The sequence below is a fragment of the Aquisalibacillus elongatus genome (assembly GCF_003843875.1).
Classification (GTDB): domain Bacteria; phylum Bacillota; class Bacilli; order Bacillales; family Alkalibacillaceae; genus Aquisalibacillus; species Aquisalibacillus elongatus.
Genome location: NZ_RKRF01000014.1, coordinates 17,379 through 34,849 on the forward strand (window position 1 = coordinate 17,379; position 17,471 = coordinate 34,849).

Annotated in this window: 19 protein-coding genes; all 19 read left to right on the forward strand. The window is 36.9% G+C overall.

The window, feature by feature from the left end; genetic code table 11:
- The first annotated feature begins 57 nt into the window (after nucleotides 1-57).
- Complete coding sequence (locus EDC24_RS14030) at nucleotides 58-834, forward strand: SDR family NAD(P)-dependent oxidoreductase (protein WP_124223663.1); 777 nt, start codon at nucleotides 58-60, stop codon at nucleotides 832-834.
- Between the two features lie 21 nt (nucleotides 835-855).
- Nucleotides 856-1,875, forward strand: a complete 1,020-nt coding sequence (locus tag EDC24_RS14035) for a 2,3-butanediol dehydrogenase (RefSeq protein WP_124223664.1) — start codon at nucleotides 856-858, stop codon at nucleotides 1,873-1,875.
- A 340-nt stretch (nucleotides 1,876-2,215) separates the two neighbouring features.
- On the forward strand, nucleotides 2,216-2,347 hold the full coding sequence (locus EDC24_RS15445; RefSeq protein ID WP_281274532.1) for a hypothetical protein: 132 nt from the start codon (nucleotides 2,216-2,218) through the stop codon (nucleotides 2,345-2,347).
- A 12-nt stretch (nucleotides 2,348-2,359) separates the two neighbouring features.
- Nucleotides 2,360-3,868 carry a solute symporter family protein gene (locus EDC24_RS14040; protein ID WP_124223666.1) on the forward strand — a complete coding sequence of 503 codons (1,509 nt, stop codon included), beginning with the start codon at nucleotides 2,360-2,362 and terminating at the stop codon, nucleotides 3,866-3,868.
- Entirely contained in the window at nucleotides 3,861-5,633 is a 1,773-nt protein-coding gene (locus EDC24_RS14045; protein ID WP_124223667.1) for a LytS/YhcK type 5TM receptor domain-containing protein, read from the forward strand. Before EDC24_RS14040 ends, EDC24_RS14045 begins: the two co-directional genes overlap by 8 nt.
- Nucleotides 5,633-6,364 (forward strand): LytR/AlgR family response regulator transcription factor, encoded by a 732-nt coding sequence (locus EDC24_RS14050; RefSeq protein ID WP_124223669.1) that lies wholly within the window; start codon nucleotides 5,633-5,635, stop codon nucleotides 6,362-6,364. The genes EDC24_RS14045 and EDC24_RS14050 overlap by 1 nt, the downstream gene beginning before the upstream one ends.
- A gap of 201 nt (nucleotides 6,365-6,565) precedes the next feature.
- Complete coding sequence (locus tag EDC24_RS14055) at nucleotides 6,566-6,862, forward strand: DUF4212 domain-containing protein (RefSeq protein ID WP_425455193.1); 297 nt, start codon at nucleotides 6,566-6,568, stop codon at nucleotides 6,860-6,862.
- A 3-nt stretch (nucleotides 6,863-6,865) separates the two neighbouring features.
- Entirely contained in the window at nucleotides 6,866-8,548 is a 1,683-nt protein-coding gene (locus tag EDC24_RS14060; protein ID WP_124223671.1) for a sodium:solute symporter family protein, read from the forward strand.
- Between the two features lie 26 nt (nucleotides 8,549-8,574).
- Nucleotides 8,575-9,036 (forward strand): hypothetical protein, encoded by a 462-nt coding sequence (locus tag EDC24_RS14065; protein WP_124223673.1) that lies wholly within the window; start codon nucleotides 8,575-8,577, stop codon nucleotides 9,034-9,036.
- 183 nt (nucleotides 9,037-9,219) lie between these two features.
- Entirely contained in the window at nucleotides 9,220-10,284 is a 1,065-nt protein-coding gene (locus EDC24_RS14070; RefSeq protein WP_124223674.1) for a hypothetical protein, read from the forward strand.
- 292 nt (nucleotides 10,285-10,576) lie between these two features.
- Entirely contained in the window at nucleotides 10,577-11,191 is a 615-nt protein-coding gene (locus EDC24_RS14075; RefSeq protein ID WP_170158605.1) for a prepilin peptidase, read from the forward strand.
- Nucleotides 11,188-11,877, forward strand: coding sequence for a hypothetical protein (locus EDC24_RS14080; RefSeq protein WP_124223677.1), 690 nt, complete (start codon nucleotides 11,188-11,190; stop codon nucleotides 11,875-11,877). Before EDC24_RS14075 ends, EDC24_RS14080 begins: the two co-directional genes overlap by 4 nt.
- Nucleotides 11,878-12,501 (forward strand): CpaB family protein, encoded by a 624-nt coding sequence (locus tag EDC24_RS14085; RefSeq protein WP_124223679.1) that lies wholly within the window; start codon nucleotides 11,878-11,880, stop codon nucleotides 12,499-12,501.
- Between the two features lie 3 nt (nucleotides 12,502-12,504).
- On the forward strand, nucleotides 12,505-13,614 hold the full coding sequence (locus EDC24_RS14090; protein WP_124223681.1) for a CpaE/TadZ family protein: 1,110 nt from the start codon (nucleotides 12,505-12,507) through the stop codon (nucleotides 13,612-13,614).
- Between the two features lie 2 nt (nucleotides 13,615-13,616).
- Nucleotides 13,617-14,921, forward strand: coding sequence for a TadA family conjugal transfer-associated ATPase (locus tag EDC24_RS14095; RefSeq protein WP_124223683.1), 1,305 nt, complete (start codon nucleotides 13,617-13,619; stop codon nucleotides 14,919-14,921).
- Between the two features lie 6 nt (nucleotides 14,922-14,927).
- Nucleotides 14,928-15,860, forward strand: coding sequence for a type II secretion system F family protein (locus EDC24_RS14100; RefSeq protein ID WP_170158606.1), 933 nt, complete (start codon nucleotides 14,928-14,930; stop codon nucleotides 15,858-15,860).
- Nucleotides 15,861-15,982: 122 nt separating this feature from the next.
- Complete coding sequence (locus EDC24_RS14105; protein WP_170158607.1) at nucleotides 15,983-16,801, forward strand: type II secretion system F family protein; 819 nt, start codon at nucleotides 15,983-15,985, stop codon at nucleotides 16,799-16,801.
- 22 nt (nucleotides 16,802-16,823) lie between these two features.
- On the forward strand, nucleotides 16,824-17,063 hold the full coding sequence (locus tag EDC24_RS14110; RefSeq protein WP_124223689.1) for a hypothetical protein: 240 nt from the start codon (nucleotides 16,824-16,826) through the stop codon (nucleotides 17,061-17,063).
- 29 nt (nucleotides 17,064-17,092) lie between these two features.
- On the forward strand, nucleotides 17,093-17,470 hold the full coding sequence (locus tag EDC24_RS14115; protein WP_124223690.1) for a hypothetical protein: 378 nt from the start codon (nucleotides 17,093-17,095) through the stop codon (nucleotides 17,468-17,470).
- Nucleotide 17,471: the final 1 nt, after the last annotated feature.

The following is a 17,471-nucleotide window of genomic DNA, read 5'->3' on the forward strand; positions in this document are numbered from 1 at the left end:
AAATATGAATGCTATTCTGAATATGTAAACGGATACAAAAAAGAGAGGAGAATAATCATGGAATTAAAAGGGAAACGAATTATTGTCACAGGCGGATCACGTGGAATGGGTGCGGCTACGGTTCGTTCTTATGTTAAAGCAGGTGCGAAGGTTGCATCACTAGATATTTTGGATGAACTTGGAGATGAAGTAGTTAAGCAAGCAAATGCTGAGGGACCAGGTGAAGCGACATATTATCACTGTGATTTATCTAATAGTGAAGAAGTCAGAGAAGTTTTTGCAAAGGTAGGTAATGAATTTGGCGGCTTAGATGTTTTAGCTCATGTTGCAGCTGTACAACGCTCAATTCCAGCTGCTGAAATCACAGATGAGGACTATGATTTCTTAACCAATATTAATATCAAAGGTACAATTGTGACCAATCAAGAGGCTTATAAATTAATGCGTGAAAATGGAAAAGGTTCAATTATTAATTTTGGTTCCATATCTGGTTTAAGAAAAGAGGCAGGTGCAACATTATACTCAGCTTCAAAAGGTGCAGTTATGTCTTGGTCAAGAAGCATTGCTGCAGAGTGGGGGCCTGAGGGCATTCGTGTAAATTCAATTCTTCCAGCTATTGATACGCCTATGTACCAAGAAGCGCGCTCACAACTAACGGATGAACAACTAGAAGCTATGGACGCTGCTAATAAGCAGGAAATTCCTTTAGGTGGTAAATATGGAGATCCAGATGATGATTTAGGACCAGTTATGGTTTTCTTAGCAAGTGATGCATCTAAGTTTATAACAGGTCAGTTGCTACCAGTTGATGGTGGACAAGCAACAGTGAGATAAAATTTAAAGGGGGAAAATATCATGAAAGCATTAGTATTATATGATTCAAAAAATGCAAAAGTAGAAGAGATTCAAACACCTCAAGTCACAGATCAAACTGTTAAAATTAAAGTTAAGTATGCTGGGATTTGTGGAACTGACCTACATGAATATTCTCATAAAACGTTTGTGACAGCTAATCAAATGGTTTTGGGTCACGAATTCTCTGGAGAAGTTGTAGAAGTTGGTGCAGGTGTTGGTTCTGTAACAGTAGGTAGTAGAGTTGCCGTTGAGCCAATTTGGGGTTGTGGAGAATGTTCATCTTGTCAATCAGGTAATTATAATACGTGTGTTAACATGAAGTCTTATGGTCTTCATGAAAATGGAGGTTTTGCTAAGTATGTAGTAGTGGACCAATCTAAAGTATTTGAACTACCTGATGAATTAAGTTATGATTTAGCGGCATTAGTGGAACCGACGGCAGTCGTAGTACATGCAATCCGCAGAAGTGCATTCAAGTTTGGTGACCGCGTAGCTGTATTTGGTGCAGGCCCGATTGGATTGTTGTTGTCTGAATCTTTACGTGCAGCTGGTGCGAGTCAAGTTATTGTTGTTGAGGTTAGCGAAAAACGACGTGAACTTGCGAAAGAAATGGGAGCAGATGTTGTGATAGACCCCACAAAAGAAGATGCGGTTAAGAGAATTAAAGAATTAACTGGAAAGGGCGTTGATGTCGCTTATGACGCAGCAGGGGTCGAAGCAACATTTAATAGTTCTCTTGATAGCGTGAAGCCTAATGGTGATTTTATGATTGTAAGTGTATTCTCTGAGCCGATTTCATATAATCCAGCTATGCAACTAATAAGTGAAAAAACAATTTCGACATCACTAGGTTATAACCATATTTTTGGAGAAGTAATTGATTTACTTGCTAAAGGATCTATTAAAGCTGAAAAAGTTATAACAAGTAAAATTGCCTTAGATGATATTGTTGAAGGTGGATTTGAAAAGTTAATCGTAGATAAAAGTGAAAGTAAAATATTAGTTGATCCTAGCTTATAGTTTTATAGGTTGTGTTTATGTCGAAAAAAGTCCATCCAAGTTCGGGGGGACTTTTTTTGTATAAACTCGATTAGCTATTTCTTATTACAAAATGTTATTTACAAACCGATAAATAAAAAATGCATTATTTATCGCAATATTGACCCAATTACAAAAATTACATTATAATAACCTTACGTTAACTGGAAATTTAAGATAACTCTAATGTAGGGAGTGATTCTCCATCCAACAGCTCATCAAGCGGAAAGTGATTGTTCTTTTCACTATTTCTATCCTATTAATTAGTTTCTATATATTTTTCCCTCTATTACTATCAAGCGTCATTTCTGAGCAGCACTCGATGTATTTACCGTTAGCTTGGGGGTATGTGTTCTTTTTATTTGTTTTAACGTGGGGGATTGGTTTTGTTTATGCGTATTATATGAGATCGATAGAGCGAAAGGTTGCAGCACATCAACAAGCTAGGGATTAGGGGCGTTCTTGTATGAATATGACATATCTTTCTTTCTTCATTATTATATTAATCGGTACATTAGTCATTACGCACTGGGCGGCGGAGCGCAGTCGAACAACCCACCAATTCTATGTTGTATCTGGTAGTTTAACAGGTTTTCAAAATGGATTAGCGATTGCTGGGGACTACATAAGTGCGGCTTCATTTTTGGGGATTACGGGTTTAATTGCTTTTTATGGATATGATGGGTTTTTGTACGCAACGGGATTTCTTATATCCTATGTGGTGTTATTGTTGTGGGTGGCTGAGCCTGTGCAGCGACTTGGGACGTATTCGATTGCGGATGTTGTGACGGAGCGTTTTCCGAAGCGGGGAATTCGTTTGATGGTGGCGGTTAGCGGGATTTTAATCTCCGTTTTATATATGATTCCTCAGCTTGTGGCATCAGGTCTTCTGTTGCGTTTGTTGCTTGGAGTGGATTATACGGCATCTGTTTGGGTTATTGGAGTTTTAATGACGTTGTATGTTGCATTTGGTGGAATGGTTGCGACATCCTGGGTTCAGATCATTAAGACCGTTCTTTTAATGGGCGGTTCATTATTAGTGGTTTTAATTGTGTTGTCATGGGTGAATTGGGATTTGTCGGTGTTGATTGTGGATGCGCAGAACCAAAGCACTTACGGTAATGCGTTTTTCTATCCGGGGCATTTATTTAATCATTCGATCGAGAAAATTTCTCTGACGCTATCTCTTATATTGGGGACTTCGGGTCTACCGCATATCTTATTAAGGTTCTTAACAGTCAAAAATGCTAAGGAAGCTCGTCTTTCTGCCATGTCAGCTACGTGGGTAATCGGTTTATTTTATTTAATGACGTTAATTTTAGGCGTTGGGACGATAGCGATTGTCGGTTGGGACCAACTGACTGGGGCTGATCCGAGCGGGAATTTAGCCGCTTTATTATTAGCTGAAATCGTAGGGGGAGACTTTTTAGTAGCCTTTGTGATGGCCGTTGCGTTTGCGACAATCATTGCGGTTGTAACTGGCTTGGTGTTTGCGGCAACGTCAGCATTCGCTTATGACATTTATCATCATATATGGAAAAAACAACAGGCAAGTGAAAAACAACAATTGACGGTCGCTCGGTACGTTGCGGTCATCATTGGTTTAATTTCTATTATGCTTTCAATTGGTATGGAAAATGTTAATGTTGCTTTTCTTGTTTCGATGACGTTTGCGATTGCTGCATCTAGCATTTTCCCACTGTTAATGTTGACGTTTTATTGGAAGCGTTTCAATCATATCGGTGCTTATTCTACACTACTAACAGGTTTTATTGTGTCACTATTAATGATTGTAATAGGTTCAGAAGGTTTAGGTTTAATCTCATTAAGTAATCCAGCCATTGTGTCGATTCCTTCTGGGTTTTTAGGTGGAGTCATTGGAACATTTGTAGCCAAACATAAGCCGGCTACAAATGACGAAGTTTTTATGCAACGCGTTCACTTTGGAGAGCAGGAGGTTACGCCTCATGATTGATGTTATGATACTCCTGTTTGAACGAATTGGACTTTTATTACTAGTCGCATTTATGTTGACTCAAATTCCGGGCTTCCGTTCGTTACTGGATCGTGATATGGCTTGGGATACGGTGTTCTATCATGCGATTGTCTTTGGTGTAATGGGAATTTTAGGGACGCATACAGGCGTTATTATGGACCACGAGACATTCATGATTGAGTCATGGCTATTAAATGTTGGTGACCATCAGGTATTGATTGGATTTGGAATGGTTGTTGTCATGATCGCCGGGTTACTCGGTGGACCATATGTCGGACTGGGGTCTGGATTAATTGTAGGAATTTATATGGCATTTATCGGCGGTGGCGCCTGGATGGCTAATAGTCTTATGAACCCACTTGCCGGTTTGATTACGGGTTGGACAGGTCAGTTCTTCTCTGATGAACGTGTCATCGCCCCTAATAAAGCACTATTTATAGGGATGTTCCCGCCAGTTCTATATATGGGAATGATTTTGATCTTTATTCCTAACCAACAAACAGGAATTGAAATTGTGAATCAAATCGGAATTCCGTTAGTGATTACGAATGCTATTGCACTTGCGATTATAACGATGATGATTCGTTCGGCGTTAAAAGAGAGTGAACGTGAAGCTGCGATTGAGACGAACCGCGCGTTATCAATTGCTGAAAAAGCCTTACCGATTTTAAAGGATGCATCACTTGCTAAAAATGCTGAAGCGTTGGCGGAGTTACTATATGATGAACTAGATGTTGCAGCTATAGCGATTGCTGATCAAAAAGATGTGGTTAGTTTTGTTGGACAAGGTGAAGATCATCATCAAGTTGGCGAATCAATTAAAATGAGATTATCGCAAGTAGCTTTAGAAACAGGTGAATTACAAGTCGCTTACGATAAAAGTGAGCTTCAATGCCCTTATGAATCTTGTCCTTTACAGACGGCTATTATGGTTCCAGTTTATCGTTCGCGTGAAGTCATTGGGTTGATAAATTTATACTATCGACACTCTCAACAAATTCGCGCCGTTGAGGTTGAGCTTGCTCGTGGGCTAGGCACGATTATTTCAAATCAACTTAGTGGGTTTGAAGCTGAACGAATGAAGGAATTATTAAAAGAAGCAGAAATGCGTAATTTACAAGCGCAGATCCATCCGCACTTTTTATTTAATACGTTTAATCTTATCCACTCATTAATGCGTGTGAACCATGAACAGGCTCGGCGTATTTTAATTCGTTTCAGTCAGTACATGCGTGCGAACCTCAATATTGCGAGTAAATCATTGATTCCATTAAGAGATGAGATTGAACATGTTAATGCTTATTTGGACATTGTAACAGCTCGTTTTCAAGATCAATTGGAAGTTAAGAAGGAAATTGATCAAGATGTTTTAGATGTCCTAATTCCCTCAGCAACTTTACAACCGTTAGTTGAAAATAGTATTCAACATGGTTTGAAAAAAATTCAGTCAAAAGGGATTGTGAAAATAAATGTTGTTCGAATTCAAGACAGCGTCTCAATTGAAGTAAAAGATAATGGGATTGGTTTTCCAGAAGAATTACTTTTAAGTATTGGAAAGCAGCCTTTTACCGATCGTCATGGTAATGGTACGGCTTTATATAATGTAAATGAGCGGTTAAAAGGCATTCTTGGTGAGGATGTCCAGCTGAAGTGTCGGAACCTTGATGGTGGAGGTAGCTCTGTATCATTTTTAATTCCTATTCAGTATGATACGAACGAAGGGTTGGAGAGGAGTTCAATCTAATGATAAACGTATTAATTGCAGAAGATGAACGGTTAGCTCGGGAGGAGTTAGTGTATCTTTTAGAGCAAGAAAAAGACGTCACCTTGTGCCCTAGCGCAGAAAATGGCGACCAGCTCTTAACTCATTATAAAGAGCATTCTCCAGATGTATTATTTTTAGATATTCGCATGCCAGGCGTAACAGGGATTGAAATCGCTGAAATGATTCGTGAGGAGAATAATGATCAGCAGCCATTAATTGTTTTTACAACAGCGTATGACCATTACGCGGTACAAGCCTTTGAACTACAAGCCATTGACTATTTATTAAAACCATTTGATCAAGAGCGTTTTGATATATCCATGCAAAGAGTACGTACAGCATTGAATTATCGTACTTCAGAGTCTAAGCATAAAATTGATAAGTTAATCGTTTCAACGAATGAAAAAATGGTCGTTTTGAATCCAAGTGACATTGGTTTTGTTGAGAGAATCGACCGAACGCTTAAAATCCATACATTAAATAATGATGTTATAGAAACGAAAATGACATTAAAGGAATTAGAAGAGAAGTTAAGTGCATATCCTTTTTATCGGCCTCATCGTAGTTATTTAGTCAATCTTGATGCTATTGAGGAAATCACACCATGGTTTAATGGAGCTTATAACATCGTCGTACGAGACTCTCAAAAATCAAAAATTCCAGTTAGTCGAACCGCAGCCAAAGAATTTTTTGAAGTTTTACAGCAATAACCATTAAAGTAAACGATACAACATTTAAAACAACTTATACGACATTTCAGAAAAGTGAAGTCACATTTCAGACACAAATTCAATTGAATATGGATTGTTTTAATATACTGAGTACAAAAGTTAGAGTATTCAGTATTTTTTTATTCTAAAAATGAAAGCGTTTTCTTTACAGAGTGCTCTAACAAAACTTATTGCGAAAGGGTGAAGAGGTTGGAACAACAAAAGACGTTGGATGAAAGACAAAGATGGTATTGGCGAAAGAATATTCGTTTTATTCTAGGTTTATTAGCAGTTTGGGCCATTGTTGCTTATGGCGGCGCTATTTTATTTGCAGAACCACTATCTAACATACAATTTTTTGGCGTGTCATTAGCATTTTGGATTGCACAACAAGGGTCTATATTAGTCTTTTTCTCTTTGATTTTAATTTACGCTATTCGCATGGATCGTTTGGATAAAGAATACGCTCGATTATTAAAGAATGATAAGGAGGGGTAGGCATTGAGTGTTGAAGCGATTACGATAACGTTAGTTGTTATTACATTTATCATTTATACAGCCATTGGTTGGTGGTCTCGTGTACGTGATACATCTAGTTTCTATGTGGCTGGTCAAAATGTTCCGACAGTCGCAAACGGTGCTGCGATTGCAGCGGACTGGATGTCAGCAGCGTCATTCATTTCCATGGCTGGACTTGTGGCTTTCTTAGGTTATGATGGTACGATTTACTTAATGGGTTGGACAGGGGGTTACGTATTACTTGCTTTACTACTAGCCCCATACTTACGTAAGTTTGGTAAGTTTACAGTGCCAGACTTTATCGGAGATCGATTTTACTCTAATGGTGCACGCGCCGTTGCGGCGATAGCGACGATTTTCATTTCGTTGACTTACATTTCAGGCCAAATGCGTGGCGTTGGAATTGTTTTTAGTCGTTATTTACAAGTTGATATAGTTGTAGGTGTATTAATTGGAATGACGATCGTTGGTTTCTTTGCGCTCCTTGGTGGTATGAAAGGTGTAACTTGGACGCAAGCGGTTCAATATTTTGTTGTTATTATCGCCTTTTTAATTCCAGCATTTGCGATTTCAGCTCAATTAACAGGAAACCCTGTTGCGCAAATGAGTTTTATCACGAATGATATTGTGGCTCGGCTTGGTGAAATCCAAATTGATCTTGGAATGACAGAGTACATGGCACCATTTACTAATTTATCAATGCTCAATGTCTTTATGATGACATTAGCTCTGATGGCTGGTACAGCAGGTTTGCCACACGTCATTGTCAGGTTCTACACGGTTAAAAGTGTGCGAGCGGCTAGGTGGTCCGCGGTGTGGGCGATTATATTCATTGGTTTACTATACTTAACAGCTCCAGCTGTTGGGGCATTCGCCAAGTATAATTTAATAGATACAATCGCTGATAAACCAGTAGAAGAAGTTGAAAATATTGATTGGGTCAGTAAATGGCAAACGACTGGATTGCTAAAATTCAATGATGAAAATGGAGACGGAGTGGTAAACTATACTGCTGGTGATGACAATGAAGTTATGATTGATGGGGATATTATTGTCCTATCAACACCTGAGGTAGCCAATTTAGCTCCATTTATCATTGCACTTGTCGCAGCGGGTGGACTCGCCGCCGCCTTATCGACGGCCTCTGGTTTGTTAATTACGATGACCAGTGCCGTATCACACGACATTTACTATCGAATATTTAATAAAACAGCTTCTGAAGCCCAGCGTTTACGAGTTGGACGTATTACTCTATTTATCGCTTTACTCGTTGCGGCTTATGTTGGTATTAGCCCGCCTGGATTCGCAGGTGAGGTTGTAGCACTTGCCTTTGGTTTAGGTGCAGCAAGTTTATTCCCAGTAATTTTACTCGGTATTTTTGATAAACGGATGAACAAAGAAGGGGCCATTGCTGGTATTCTAACTGGTCTATCCTTCACCTTAATTATGATTGGTGCCATTCTATCTGAATCTATCATAGGAACAGATGGACCAATACTTGAAAGTTTCTTTGGTATTAATGCTCAAGGTGTCGGTGTCATAGGGATGATCTTAAACTTCATTGTAAGTTTCATTGTCTCGCGTATGACAGAAGAGCCGCCGCAAGATATTCAAGAGCTCATTGAAAATGTTCGAGCACCTGAGATTGATGAGGATTCCAATTAAGTTTAGAAATTGAAAGGGGTAGCGTGATGAATTGGACACTTGTATTAGGTTGTGTAGTATTTTTAATCTATGTATTGAGCCCATGGATGACATTGAAGACTGTTCAACGGGCAGTTGGGATTACATTGTTTCTACAAATCTTTTATTTAATGGGTCATTATGTTATGGAGTGGCCGTTCCCAACGCCGTTAGTTTTGATTCAACTGCTAGTAGCTTCTAGTCTAGGAGTTGCGTTAGGGGTATGTTTTTCAAAGGTTTGGCCATTACCGCTAAATAAAGGATTCGAACGTATATTTCGCACATTTTTAATCGTCATCCCATCATTAGGGCTTGGCATGGGTCTTCAAATCCTCTTACAAGGAGCACAAGCAACACAAGCGATTTACTTAATTTTCGCGCTTGCTGCGTGGATCGGGTCTGGACAATTTGTCCGAGCAAAAGAAGAAGAACAACCTGTTCAAAAAAAGGTCGTTAATGGAGTGTCCTAATCACGAAATACTTTTAATGAAAAGGCTGTCCTAATTGTAGTTATATACTTACTTTAGGGCAGTTTTTTTGTTATTAGTGCCTAAAGTACTATTCAATGTTTATACAATTTAATGTATCATAACGTATAAGTTTTACCATTAATTTGAAAATTTGCTTAAGTACTAAAGGGGGATTCACGGTTTATGAAACAGTTCTTTCTAGCAATAGTAGTTTTGTTAATGGTAGCTATCGTAGGTTGTGATGAAGGTGAACCAAATGAACAAAGCGAGGATAATGAAGAAGTTAAAGAAAATAAATCTGATGATGAACAAAGTGAAGAAGATCAATCCGAAGAAAAAGATGAAGATGTTAAAGAAAATGACGAAGAAGATGAAAAAGATGAAGAACTTGAATTCAAAGCAGATGCGACTAGTTACGAACTTTCTAGCGATGAGCCACTGAATGTGGAAATCGTTGGGGAAACAGTTATCATTGACAACCAATTACAAATAGCTGGGAAAACGAATCTACCTGAAGGTGCAAGAATCCATATAGCTCAAAAACCTATTGGTAATGTCACTTTCATGGGAACATCAGGATATGCTTCAATTGAGGGTGACGGGAGTTTTAAATATCAGAAAGAAATACCAGATGATTACAAAGATAATTTAAACATTGTTATGACGTTGAATCCTAAGGTAAGCAAAGATGAAATTCAAGATGTGTATGGAGAACTTGGAGAAAGTTTAGAAGGTCCATTTGTACGACAAGATTATAGTTCTGATGAATATATTAAAGAAGTCGTCGCAGAAATATACCACGAAAGAAACAAGGATGGATCTTTATCCAAAGCTGAAATACCTACACCAACACTCGATAAACCTAATGATTATGGCGACCTTAATATTAGAATGGATGCAGATTTAGAATATGATGATGATTATGTCTATATTAATGGTACTAGTAATTTAATAGAGGGAACTGATATAAGAGTTTCAGTAAATAAGCCAAGTGGCTCTAGAAGTGGAATGTCTGAATTCGTAACTATAAAGCCAGATGGTTCATTTAACGTAATATTTAAAAACAAATCAGATGACGGAAGTTTATTAGATTATAAGTTACATCTTAATTTTAGTATCTCTTCTTCTAATTGGCCAGATGCTATCGAAAAATATGGTGAAAACGGAGAAAATTTAAAAGGAGACCTTGTAGAGGAACAATATGATGGAGAGCTAGAAGCAGTAAAAATGATAACGATAACTGAGTAACTATATAAGCCCCTTTAACATTGAAAATGCTAAAGGGTTATTTATTTGATAATTAAAGGAAAAAGTAAGCAGTTTTGTAAAATAATATAGTTACTTTTAGTTACCATTATTTAGTAAATTAGTACTCTTTTATTCCAAAATAAGTAAAAAGATAGTAGCATAAGTACGATATGCAATTTAATACTATACTCCCTTTTTTTAGGAAAAATAGTGAATTAAAAAATAACTATGTTAATATAAATTTTAGTCAAATGGATATAAGAAAGTAGGAGTATGTTTGTATATATTTCTGTTGGCAGGTTTTTTGTCTTGTCTAACTTTTGTATCAATTCGACATTTTATCCCTTTGTATAGTCCTCATTATGAATTACAACATCCTAAGATTGATACAAAACTATTATTTTATTTATTTAGTTTATTTTTATTAATCTTATTTATCCTGCCTCTAGAAGATTTACAGTATTTTACCACAACAAATTACTTAATAATAATCACGATTGTTATAGTAGCAGCAATTCTGGATAGTTTATACATGGTTATCCCAGACCGATTGTTGCTAATATTTTTACCTAGTATTATTTTTCTTCAATTATTAAATAACGAATTTATCTCCGGTTTGCTTGGGGGATTATTTGCTTTTGCCTTATTATTACTCATTGCTATTATTTCCAAAGGTGGAATTGGTGGTGGTGATATTAAATTAGTGACAGTGATTGGACTAGGAACTTCCTTCACCTTTGTATATCAATTGTTACTATTATCAAGTCTTTTAGCATTTTTTATAGGACTTTTTAACAGGGTTATTGGGAAAAGGAAGAAACAGGAAATGGCACCCTTTGGACCGGCTATTTCTTATACTACTGTTTTACTAATACTTTATTACTCTGCACAGGGGGGAATAGTTTGAAGGAAATACTAAGTAAAAAAGTAACTATTTTAGTCGAACATGATCATGACTACATAAAACAACACCCATTGTTTCAAATGCACGATATTGTAGAGGTCGATCAGAAGAAAAAGATAAGTTTTGATGAGAGAATTCCATTAATTAACCAATATAAACATAATGATATCGTAATTTATTTGTTTAAAGCCGCCAAGAAAAACGACGAAGAACTCATGAAACTTAGAAACTTCTATTTACCGGAGATAAGAATTATACCGTTTGAATTGCCGGATAATCAGGCTGAAACTATGCATTTATTGTTTCTGTTGACTGATCGACAGAGTGAACCACTGATATCGTTATTGGATAATTGGCGCCGAGTAAAGAAGCGATTGAGAAATTACAAAATAGTAAACAGTAAGTATAAAAAAATTCAGCAATTAAAACAAAAAGGAAAAAGTTTCAAATTAGAGGATTACATTTTGTGGAAAGAGGGTAATGGTAAAGCTAAGAAAGCTAACAAAGGCGGTTTAGAGGAACTTATTGACGAAGTGAAGAATGAAGCAGAAAATAGCTCGCCAATAATTGTTCAAGAGATGTTTAGTGGAGAGGTATATTTTTATCATTCTTTTAGTAAATTGGAACAATTAATAGACACAGCATCTATATCCATTAGCTTACTAGATTCAAATAGGAGTGAGGGTTAATTGGTTGAAGCAAAGCGAAAGGCGTTCATATTTATATTATTAGCATTTATATTAGCTATTATCGCAGCGGGTTTAATTATTCAACAGTTGCAAGCCATTGCAGAATCTACTAGTCAAACGATTGAGGTGGCAGTTGCAAGTGAAGAGATTGATAGCTATGAGGAATTTAATGACAGTAATGTGGACTGGGTAGATGTTCCACTAACGGATCAAGCTGAAAACTTCATTCAACAGAAATCCGACCTTGAAGATAGCATAAGCATTGTAAATTTAGAAGCAGGAAATTACATAACAAGTAACATGGTTAGAGAGAAAAGCTCAATACCACCTAATGAAAGAATTGTAAGGCTTGATGCTACAGATAATGTTATGAAGGATGAAGCAATAGGTGAGGGGGATAATCTAGACATTATTGTTGTATACGATACAGATGAAGGGACTACTGTTAGTCCAGCTTTTAGAGATGTTCCCGTTGTAGAGGTGAACGGTGAGGAAGTCCTTGTACGTATGGATATAGAGGTAGCACAGGAACTTATTTACTACCAGAATATTGCAAAACAAATTCGTGTGTTGAGAGTGAGTAATAGTAACGCTCAAGTAGAAGAACAAAGTGAGGGAGAATAACACATGAATCATTATAAAACGACAGTGATGATAAAAAATGAAGCTTGGCTAGATCAAATTGAAAAGATGTTAAATGAATTAGATTTAGAATTTGATGTAGCAACTAATAACCAATTTGATTCCAAGAGTGACCATATTTTAGTAGACCATGAAGTTGTCTCGCCTAGGGATTTTAGACGCCCTCATCAATCCAATGAAGTTACGGTACTCCTTGAAGAGGAAAACTTTAGAGAGGCCCGTGCTTGGATGGATGCTGGTGCAACTTCAATATTCATCTTCCCAAAAGAAGTCGATCGTTTACAACAACGGTTATCCGAATTAAAGAATCAATTCGAAAATAGAAGAGAACTGATGAGAGGTACAGAAGGCGGGAATGAAATTTGGTCTTTTTATAGTGCTAAGGGTGGTTCAGGAAAATCAACATTAGCTACGATTGTTTCGCAATCGTTAGCCATTCACAACGAGAAGAAAGTTCTCCTTATTGATATGAATAGTCAGTTTGGGGGATTAGAGTCGATGTTCGGGTTAGAGGGTGGACGGAATTATCAACAGCTAGAGGTCGTTCTAGATGAGTTAACTCCTGATCACATAATGAATGTTAGTTATCCAACAAAATCTGGAGTCCATGTCTTATTAGGACCGGCAGACCCTGTACGAGCGGCAGAACTTCTAGATAATCTATTACCGAAAACTATTCAGGTTGCAAAGTCTTATTTTGATTACGTCATATTAGATTTGCCAAGCGGTTTTAGTGAGGTTAGCTATGTTGGTTTATCAGAGGCCACGAAAGTCTTTTATGTTTTAAGTCCAGAAAGTCCTGCAATCCGAGCTTTTAAGCAATCTAAACCAATCTTTGAAAGTTTCGCCTTAAAGAGTGGAAAAAACTTTCATGTCATTTTAAATCGAGATAGTAGTAAAAATGAGCTTCAAGCTAAAGATGTAGAAAAAATTATTGAAGAGCCTATATATACAAAAATAAGTTCCCATTTTTCTGGTATCCAACCTTACATTAATATGGGTGAACCGTACTTCACTAAGAAAAAAGGTCGGGCTGCAAATAAAGTTAGCCGAGAGGTAAGTCATTTTGTTCTCAGTGTAACTAAGGAGGAATAACGATGTCTTGGGTACAAAAGTTAAAAGCACAAGAACATTCGTATGAACACCAAAGCAACAGAGCCCTCGATGACCATATCAATCATTTTAAACAAAGGTTATTGAACGAGGCTAATTTAGAAACCATTACATCGATGCCTCCTGATAAACGAAAAGAAACCATTGAGAACCTTGTGCTTCAAATGGTAAGTGAAGAGAAGATTATTTTGAAAAAAAGTGAATTGAAGCAAATTGTAGATTTCATCATTCACGAATCAGTTGGGTACGGTCCTTTAGAAAAACTTCTGGATGATGATTCGATTACAGAAATTATGGTAAATGGTCCAACTGAAATATATATTGAGCGAAATGGAAAGATATCTAAAGCAGATATTCGGTTCCGAGATCAAAAACATATTAGACATATTATTGACCGAATAATTGCTCCATTAGGTAGACGAATTGATGAAAGCTCTCCTATGGCAGATGCTAGACTACATGACGGAAGTCGTGTTAACGCAGTTTTACCACCAATTAGTTTAGATAGTCCATCAATGACGATTCGAAAGTTCAAAAAAGATCCATTTATTATGGATGACCTTATTACGCTTGGAACACTGAATCGAGATATGGGAGAATTTTTGGATGCTGCTATCCGTTCTAAAAGTAATATCTTGGTATCCGGAGGAACAGGAAGCGGGAAAACTACGCTTCTTAATGTACTTTCGGAATTTATTCCAGTAGGTGAGCGCTTAGTAACGATAGAAGATATGGCTGAACTACGCTTTGATTATGATAATATTGTCCGACTTGAAGCGCGACCAGAAAACGTTGAAGGAACGGGTGGTATTACAATTCGTCAATTGGTGAAAAATGCTCTACGTATGAGACCTGACCGTATCATCGTTGGTGAGGTAAGAAGTTCAGAAGCTTTTGATATGCTTCAAGCGATGAATACCGGTCATGAAGGATCTCTTACTACCGTTCACGCAAATTCACCTAAAGATGCAATTGGTAGATTGGAAGCGATGGTTATTATGTCAGGTTTGCAACTAACACCTGAGGTTATTTCAAAGTATTTTATCGGGGCAATCGATTTAATAGTTCAAATAAGTAGATTAGTAGATGGCCGACGCAAAATTACTAAAATATCAGAATTAGTAAATGAAAATGGATATTTGCAAGTAAATGATATATTTGTGTTTGATCAAACAGGAACAGACCAAAATGGTTATGTAGAAGGTACTTTTAAAGCAACAGGTTATGTTCCGAAAATTAACGATCGATTTAGACGTTTTGGCTATGATCCTCTACAGCGAAAGGGGTAATAGATGATGCTCTACTTGCAAATTGTTCTAACTCTACTTTTTATGGCCGTATTACTCTCAATGTTTTATATCATTTACTACGCAAGGTTACGAAGAAGGAAAAAGAAGTTATACGCTAATTTTCAAGTTGAGGAAGCTTTAGAAAGAAGAAGTTTATTAATGAAGTTTGGGGATCAATTCGACTCTTCGTCTATGGCGAGTGAATTATCTCTAAAACTTCAACAGGCGGATATTACCATTAAACCATCCGAGTATATGATGCTCTTCTTATTATCTTTCGGCGGGTTATGGTTTATCAATAATAAGATGTTATCACTTATATTTCCAATAGATTTATTATTAGCATTTTCAATTGTCTATTTTGGTTCTTATTTTCTTCTGAAATCACGGAAAAACAAGCGTAGAGAAAAACTAAATGCTCAGCTTCCAGAGATTTGTAGGCTTATGTCTAACTCACTTAAAGCAGGTTTGACCATTCAGCAAGGTATAAAAAACTGTGCAGATGATTTAGAGGAACCAGCCAGAAGCGATTTTGCAATCATGACTAGGGAACTGTCTGTTGGTGAAGATCTAGAGTCTGTATTAAATCGATTTCGAGACAAAGCTCAATCAAGTGATGTCAATATTTTTGTAGGTACTTTATTAATCCAAAAGCATGTTGGCGGTAACTTAGGAAAGATACTAGATATGATGGCTCAAACAATTGAATCACGCTCAAGAGTATTTAAAGAAATTCGAGCAGCCACGGCAGAAGGCAAAGCCGTTGCATATATCTTGCCGTTAATGCCAGTTGCGATGATGGGTCTTATGTCTATTATCATACCGGGTTTTCTAAATCCATTATTTACTCCATTCGGATTAATTTTAATTGGATTAGTTGTAGGGGTTATCACTGTTGGTTTGATTATTATTAAGCGTCTGACAAATATTAGGGTGTGAGTATTGTGCAAAATTTTTACCTAGAAATATCCATTATTTTTTTTACATTAATAATCTTACTATTTGGGCTTATTTTTCTATTTAACTATTACTTAAAAAAATTTGAATTGCATAATTATTGGTTGGGAGAAAAATTAAAAAAGAAGAAGAAAGCTAAACTTAGAAAAAGGTTCGTTTATCGTGTGATGAACATGGCGCAAAAGATGGCTCCAAGAGCGAAGTCTTTACTATCTTTCCGAAATATTGAGAAAGACCGTGAGCAACTTCAGTTAGCCGGAAGCCCCTACGGAATGACTGTGGACTCTTACTACGGTCTCAAACTTACGTTGGGTGCTTTTGGTGGAGTATTGTTTTTGATCTTATTCATTTTAGGTATTAGAGCTTTTGTAATTGCATCTGTTTTATTAACGTTTCTAGCATTTATGTGGCCAGACATTTGGTTGAGTCTCAAAGCCAAAGAGCGTCAAAGAAAAATAAGTGAAGAGATGCCGGATTTCCTAGATACGATCAGTGTGATGTTGCATGCGGGTAGTTCTTTGGATGGCTCTTTAAAAACAAGTACAAATTACATGGAAGGGCCACTTTATGAAGAAATTAAGAAATTCAATCAAGAGATTGAACTTGGGGTGCCTAGAAAAACGGCTTATGAGAACTTAATGAACCGTAATGATTCCCAAGAATTAAGCGCCCTGGTTAAGTCTTTGATTCAAGGTAGTGAGCTTGGAGTATCTATTGCGCATACATTCCAGGTGCAAGCTGAAGATCTTAGGTCTTCAAGGGGAAGCATTGCTAAGGAGAAAGCGGCAAAGTCAAACCCTAAGATTTCTTTAGTTACAACATTTTTAATCGCACCATCTCTGTTCTTCTTAATCGTAGGTTTATTATTATTAAATTTAATATATAACCCCGAGAATTTTGGGGTAACAGGTTTCTTTAATTAAATAAAAGATAAGGAGTGTTCCAATGATGTTATTATCAAGGTTTAGTAGAAAAGTTAATAATGGTTTTGAGGTTGTTAAAAGAAGACTAAATAATGAAAAAGGCGCGGAATTGATGGAATGGATTGGTATGACATTAGTTGTCATTGCAATCTTAGGTGCTGTCATTGCTTTTTTCTCAGATGGTGGAGGTACAGAAATAGGTCAATCAATTATGGATTTTATTAATAAACAGATTGAAAACCTAACAAATAGTGGTGAATAGGTTCGTCACATGAAGAGGTGATGTGACTAATGAAAAAATGGTATAAGCATATAAAAACTGAACGCGGATCCCAAGTTGTAGAATTTATAGGGACTTTTCCATTAATCATTATTTCAGCTCTAGTAGCATGGCAAATATTAATGGCAGGGTACACAATGATTATTGGCGAAGCTGCTGCTCGAGATGCTGCTAGGGTCGCAAGCGTTGGCGGTGATTATGAGGTCGCAGCGCAGAATTCAGCAAGTGGTCTTTATGTCAGTAGTCAATTGTCAGACGAAGGTGATTATGTTGAAGTTTCAGTTAAAACTAAGGTTCCAACAATTAAAATTCCGATTTGGGAAAATCCTAATTTTGAAATAGAATCCTCCGCTATCATGCCAAAAGAGCCGGAAGATGAGGAGGATTGAC

Coding starts and splice junctions, on each gene's coding strand:
- EDC24_RS15445 (WP_281274532.1), top strand. CDS start 2,216: ATGTATTTACCGTTAGCTTGGGGGTATGTGTTCTTTTTATTTGTTTTA.
- EDC24_RS14040 (WP_124223666.1), top strand. CDS start 2,360: ATGAATATGACATATCTTTCTTTCTTCATTATTATATTAATCGGTACA.
- EDC24_RS14065 (WP_124223673.1), top strand. CDS start 8,575: ATGAATTGGACACTTGTATTAGGTTGTGTAGTATTTTTAATCTATGTA.
- EDC24_RS14045 (WP_124223667.1), top strand. CDS start 3,861: ATGATTGATGTTATGATACTCCTGTTTGAACGAATTGGACTTTTATTA.
- EDC24_RS14030 (WP_124223663.1), top strand. CDS start 58: ATGGAATTAAAAGGGAAACGAATTATTGTCACAGGCGGATCACGTGGA.
- EDC24_RS14110 (WP_124223689.1), top strand. CDS start 16,824: ATGATGTTATTATCAAGGTTTAGTAGAAAAGTTAATAATGGTTTTGAG.
- EDC24_RS14100 (WP_170158606.1), top strand. CDS start 14,928: ATGCTCTACTTGCAAATTGTTCTAACTCTACTTTTTATGGCCGTATTA.
- EDC24_RS14095 (WP_124223683.1), top strand. CDS start 13,617: ATGTCTTGGGTACAAAAGTTAAAAGCACAAGAACATTCGTATGAACAC.
- EDC24_RS14090 (WP_124223681.1), top strand. CDS start 12,505: ATGAATCATTATAAAACGACAGTGATGATAAAAAATGAAGCTTGGCTA.
- EDC24_RS14115 (WP_124223690.1), top strand. CDS start 17,093: ATGAAAAAATGGTATAAGCATATAAAAACTGAACGCGGATCCCAAGTT.
- EDC24_RS14050 (WP_124223669.1), top strand. CDS start 5,633: ATGATAAACGTATTAATTGCAGAAGATGAACGGTTAGCTCGGGAGGAG.
- EDC24_RS14035 (WP_124223664.1), top strand. CDS start 856: ATGAAAGCATTAGTATTATATGATTCAAAAAATGCAAAAGTAGAAGAG.
- EDC24_RS14070 (WP_124223674.1), top strand. CDS start 9,220: ATGAAACAGTTCTTTCTAGCAATAGTAGTTTTGTTAATGGTAGCTATC.